General features: G+C 44.1%; 6 protein-coding genes and 1 pseudogene. 2 read left to right on the forward strand and 5 right to left on the reverse strand.

Features of this window, described 5'->3' with window-relative positions:
• Positions 1-1,698 (forward strand): serine hydrolase domain-containing protein (locus AZ66_RS26405; protein WP_044357626.1); only part of this gene is annotated, 1,698 nt, incomplete at its 5' end.
• A gap of 107 nt (positions 1,699-1,805) precedes the next feature.
• On the opposite strand, the gene AZ66_RS26410 is transcribed toward AZ66_RS26405, so the two are convergent.
• The 4 genes from AZ66_RS26410 to AZ66_RS26425 all read right to left on the reverse strand — a co-directional run bounded on the left by AZ66_RS26410 (position 1,806) and on the right by AZ66_RS26425 (position 4,422).
• Positions 1,806-2,501, reverse strand: coding sequence for a hypothetical protein (locus AZ66_RS26410; RefSeq protein ID WP_021260217.1), 696 nt, complete (start codon positions 2,499-2,501; stop codon positions 1,806-1,808).
• Complete coding sequence (locus AZ66_RS26415) at positions 2,498-3,394, reverse strand: ABC transporter ATP-binding protein (protein WP_021260216.1); 897 nt, start codon at positions 3,392-3,394, stop codon at positions 2,498-2,500. Before AZ66_RS26415 ends, AZ66_RS26410 begins: the two co-directional genes overlap by 4 nt.
• A complete protein-coding gene (locus AZ66_RS26420; RefSeq protein ID WP_021253543.1) occupies positions 3,391-3,762 on the reverse strand; it encodes a GntR family transcriptional regulator in 372 nt (123 codons plus the stop codon). Before AZ66_RS26420 ends, AZ66_RS26415 begins: the two co-directional genes overlap by 4 nt.
• A 231-nt stretch (positions 3,763-3,993) precedes the next feature.
• The gene (locus AZ66_RS26425; RefSeq protein WP_021260215.1) at positions 3,994-4,422 is read right to left on the reverse strand and encodes a DUF3995 domain-containing protein; all 429 of its coding nucleotides are present in this window, start codon (positions 4,420-4,422) and stop codon (positions 3,994-3,996) included.
• A 217-nt stretch (positions 4,423-4,639) separates the two neighbouring features.
• Here AZ66_RS26425 and AZ66_RS26430 point away from each other — a divergent pair, with 217 nt between their 5' ends.
• On the forward strand, positions 4,640-5,128 hold the full coding sequence (locus AZ66_RS26430; protein WP_044357629.1) for a tetratricopeptide repeat protein: 489 nt from the start codon (positions 4,640-4,642) through the stop codon (positions 5,126-5,128).
• 26 nt (positions 5,129-5,154) lie between these two features.
• On the opposite strand, the pseudogene AZ66_RS32175 reads toward AZ66_RS26430, so the two are convergent.
• Positions 5,155-5,398, reverse strand: a pseudogene (locus AZ66_RS32175) (MFS transporter); the annotation flags it as partial.

Here is a 5,398-nt window from a genome sequence, read left to right on the forward strand (position 1 = left end):
ATGAAGGATGAACGGTACAAGAAGATTACACCGCGCATGCTGTTGAATCACTCTTCGGGACTCCGAGGATCAACGTTAGGAAATGGTTTCTTGCTTGGGGACAATGACACTATCAACCATGATACGATGCTGGAGCAATTGAAGAAGCAGACGCTGAAAGCTGATCCAGGTGCATTCTCTGTTTATTGCAATGATGGATTTACATTAGCTGAGATTCTGGTAGAACGGGTGAGCGGAATGGGCTTTACTAAATTCCTTCATCAATATATTACAGAACCAGCTGCTATGTCTCATACGAAAACACCATTGGACAATGTAGATAAAACAAAGTTTGCAGGCACGTATCACCCTGCATATGAAGGGCAGCTCCCTACGGAAAACGGCAATGTCATCGGTGCGGGGGGAATATACTCGACGGCTGAGGATTTAGTTCGTTTCGCGCAAATCTTTACAGGGGAGAATGACAAAGTATTGTCGTCTACATCGGTGAAAGCAATGCGTCAAGAGGAATATAAGCGAGGATTCTGGCCAGAAGGAGAAGTCGATACGATTGTGAACTATGGACTTGGCTGGGACAGTGTAAAGCTCTATCCATTCAATAGATACGGTATTCAAGCTGAGAATAAGGGCGGCGACACGATTATGTATCATGCTTCGCTCGTTGTACTCCCAGAGCACAATATGGCAGCGGCCGTCTTGTCTTCGGGTGGATCTAGCTCGACGAATGCGATGTTGGCGAACGAGATGGTGATGCAGGCTTTGAAAGAGAAAGGTGCGATTAAGGAGTTAAAACCTGCTAAATCATTCGGCAAGCCGAAGAAAGCGGCAATGCCAGCTGATGTTGCCAAGAATGCAGGTTATTATGCGTCTACCAATGTTGTCATGAAAGTGGCCATTGCCAAGAACGGCGAACTGTCTATCACTTATAATCAAGCGCCTGATATGCCTGCAGCGAAGTATGTATATACAGCAGACGGCACATTTATGGATGAAGAAGGAACGACGAAGATACGGTTTGATGCGAAAGACAATGGACGTACCTATTTATGGCAAAGTATGTACCTAGATGTACCAGGACTTTCTCAATTAGCTCTGACTCAGTATACTGGCGAGAAGCTTGAGAAAAATGATATCTCCAAAGAAGTTGAATCCGCATGGTCGAAGCGCATAGGCAAAAAGTATTTTCCGGTGAATGAAAAATATAGTTCCCTCGCTTATTTGCTTATAGACGGGGGGAAAATCAATAAACACGCCGATCTGCCTGGTTACGTGGACGATAAGACCATTACAGGCCCGGATTCAGCAAGTAATCAGGTGCAAATCCCAGCTATGGGCGGAAGGGATACAATGGAATATCAGTTCTTCACAAAGGACGGAGTGGAGTACTTAGATAGTTCTGGGTATATTATGGTATCAGAGGATACAATTAAGACCTTGTATCAAGGGTCGAAATCTACAGTATCCATTCAAGAGGATGGTTATGCAAGATGGTTTAAGCTGCCTAAAGCAGTTGCTGGGAAGAAGCTGACCGTTACGACAATGCCTAAGCAATCTTCATTTGCAGTGTACAATGACCAGGGGCAAGTCGTACATTTCTCCTTATCATCCTCAGGGAAACAAGGAATTGAATTGCCTAGCGGTGGTACCATTGTATTTGCTGGTGAAGCGGGAGCGAAGTTTGGCATTTCGATTAAATAAAATGAACGTACCAAAGTTATCATTGTAATATTATCAAGATAATGAAATATGAATGATGCAAAGCCGCTGGATAGGAACAACACACCAGCGGCTTTGTTCTTGTAGTCTTAGGCAATTGTTGTTCTGCGGATCATGATGTAGGAAAGTAAAGAATGGAGAACCGCCAGGGCGAAAAAGTAAGAAGCAAGCTGCGCAGCTGAATGGCTGCCGAACCACGCGATAATGTTGCCCCACCAGCTGAAGTACGTGCAGAGATAACTGAAAATGGAGAAGATGGCAAGGGTGACTGGCAAGAAGATGAACATTCCCATGCGGCCAAAACGACGGAAAAACATAGCGAACACGAATCCTAAAGTAGACAAATGAGCAGCTGTTGCGAAGTAAACCCACCATTGTTCGAGCAAACTCCCATCCGTAATATAAGGCAGGGTAAAGAAATGAAAATTTGCATCTAGCATTTGCGTAATACTTCGTTCACCAATAGACAATAATATCACAATTGTGGCTACGGTTACGCTGGCTATCAGGAACATTAGTATAGTCCCGAAATAAAAGTCTTTTCTGCGGATGCTTATTCCAAAAGCGAATGAGAAGTTCTGTGTCACGGCTACAATGCCGAGAATCAGTAAATAGATAAAAATGGAGACCACACCGCCGCTGTAGTAGCCATTTTCTGGTTGAAGTAAGCAACCGACCAACACATTGATCAGAAAACTAGGAAGCAGTACAAAGCACCACGGAGCGAAAAACCACATGATGTGATCCTTGCTGTACATTTTCATAACGGTTGTTACTCGATTCATCGCGTCTCCACCGCCTTGCGATCAGATTTTCTTTTTGTGAGGTGAACAATAAGCTGCTGCAGGGATACTGTTGAGAGATCAAGGCCTAGCGATGCAGCTTGCTCTCGGTTATGAGGGGTCAAAGTTCCAAACACGGTTGCTGACAATAGTCCGCCTAATGGCTGCCGATTGATGATGGTATGTCCTGAGATGAATGACTCGACCATTTCTCGCTGTCCAACGATGGTGTAGGCACGGCCACGCAAAGCATCACTTTCCTCATTCAAAATGATGCTGCCTCCATCGATTACAATCACATGCTCTAAAAATTGACTGACTTCATCGATTAAATGTGTGGACAGTACGATCGTTCGCGGATGTTCCGCATAATCTTCAATCAACCGGTCGTAGAACAAGTTGCGAGCTACTGCATCAAGTCCAAGATAGGGCTCATCGAAAATGGTCAGCGGAGCTCGACTTGCCAATCCAATAACAATGCCAACGGAAGAAAGCATACCGCGTGACAGCTTCTTGATACGTCTTGTTAAAGGAAGGTTGAAATCATTCAGCAGTTTGCTCGCCAACTCCTGATTCCAATTCGGGAAAATGGAGGGGCAGAGCTCAATGACATCAATGACTCGAAAGCTGTCTGGATACTTCTGGCTTTCCTTAATGAAGCAAATCTTGCTCAGAACGCGATTATTCTCATAAGGCGCTTCTCCGAAGACAAGAAGTTCACCGCTTGTTGGAAACAACTGCGCCGTCAGCATATGCATTATCGTTGTTTTTCCTGCGCCATTGCGCCCAAGCAGGCCATAAATTTTGTTAGCTTCGAGTGTAAAGCTAACATCGTGTACGACAGTAACATCACCGAATGACTTGGTTAATCCCTGAACTTCAGCAATGGTTCTCAATTCGTCCGATCTCCTCTCTGAATCATGTCTGTTAATTGTTCCTTGGAAATGCCAAGCTTCTCTGCCTCGCGGATCATGGATACCACATACTGTTCGTAAAAAAGTTCTTTCCGCTTTTCCATGAGTTTTGCCCTCGCTCCTGTCGATACAAACATACCTATCCCACGCTTTTTGTACAAAATGTTCTCATCAACCAGCACATTGACGCCCTTAGCCGCAGTAGCGGGATTGATCTGAAAAAAGGAAGCAAATTGATTCGTTGAAGGGACTTGCGATTCTTCAGGCAATCGACCTTCGATGATGTCATCCTCAATCCGTTCGGCAATTTGCACAAAAATGGGGCGGCTGTCGTCCATTGTGACTGTCATATCTACACCACCAAATTGGTTAATTACTCATGTAACTAACTATATAACCAATGGTTTTTCTGTCAACCCACATTTACCCAATTTCCTGATGTGACCCGATTTTGCAATCCTGTTAGTTGAATGGGCATAAGGGTTGTTGCTACGCTGAAGGAAATACAAAGACTCGCTTCCGGAAGGGGAAGCGAGTCTATTATTTGCAGTGCGTTATATGTAGAAGGAATCATGATTTCATTACTGCGTTCCGAAGAAAATAGAGACTAGAAATGCAAGCGATAAGAAAGCACATAGCGGCACATACAGGCAGGTATCCATTTTCGCAAACCTTGTTTTTTTAATTCGCTTGAACAACCCGACATAATTGAAGTCGCCTATGACTCGCAAGGCGAATACGACAGCGCATATCCATACGCCTATTTGCAGAAGAACAGCATTGAATTTGAAGGAAATATATGATGCTCGTATGAGTAACATGACGGCTGCAAGGGCGAGAAGACCAGCAATGACCAGAGTCAGTCCGGGTCGTGGAGAGAATGTGCGCTTGCCATTTCGTTCAGGGATTACAGCAGATGTGCCCCATGTACCGCGGCATGCCCAATATACATGGAGCAGGCTGATGAGAAATAGGATGCAGGCCGCAACAAGACTGATTATTGATACCATTAACGATTCCTCCTTTTTTTATTGAATGCAGGTTTTACGATGACATTTGCTATAAGGCATTGCTGATTGATAGAGGACTGTAAGAGCATTTTTGGTTGAAAACAAGATTTCGCACATAATAAGATAATCACATTATATTTAGAAAATGAAGAAATAATTGTTACTATTATTATATATTCATTTAACAACTGGTCAATAAGGGGAGTAAGATGTAGAAATGAAAAGAAAATTTGAAGAAGCCATTCAATTGAGAGCTCAAGGACATGCCGAGCAGGCAATAACAATCTTTGCACAATTGCTGGAGAAGGAGCCGAATAATGCAGAACTGCTATATCAAATGGCATGCGCTCACGATAACTTGGGATTAGAGAAGCAGGCAGTACCTTATTATGTTGCAGCCCTCCGCAATCATTTAGATGGATCTCATCGACCTGGAGCTTTGCTAGGCTTAGGAAGTACCTACCGAACCCTAGGCCAATACAAAAATGCGAAGGAGATATTGGCCCAGGGTGTGAGTGAATTCCCGAATCATAGGGAGCTTAAGGTGTTCTACGCAATGGCACTGTACAATGTTGGTGAGTATGCAGAGGCGATGAAATTGCTGCTGACAGAGCTAGTAGATACGACGAATGATGCAGGAATTGCTAGTTTTGAGAAAGCAATTCGTTTCTATGCAGATAAGCTGGATCACATATGGGACGAGTAAACAGAGTCAGATTTCATTCCCTCTTATCAGCAATCATATGTTTTGTTGCTCGGCACATTCATTGAATAATCTGAACTTGGATTAGAACTTGCTACCGCAAGGTTGTATGCTGAACGAAGGATTTTATAACCGCCCATCATAATGCCAAGCGCAAGCACACCAGCTGCAATTGCCACCATGAAGCCCATATGTACACCAAAATGATCCACGATCCATCCAGCAATCGCGGAGCCAAGCGCAACCCCGATACCAAGCCCCGTTGTTGCCCAT

It is taken from the genome of Paenibacillus sp. E194 (assembly GCF_000935845.1).
GTDB classification, from domain to species: domain Bacteria; phylum Bacillota; class Bacilli; order Paenibacillales; family Paenibacillaceae; genus Paenibacillus_B; species Paenibacillus_B alvei_B.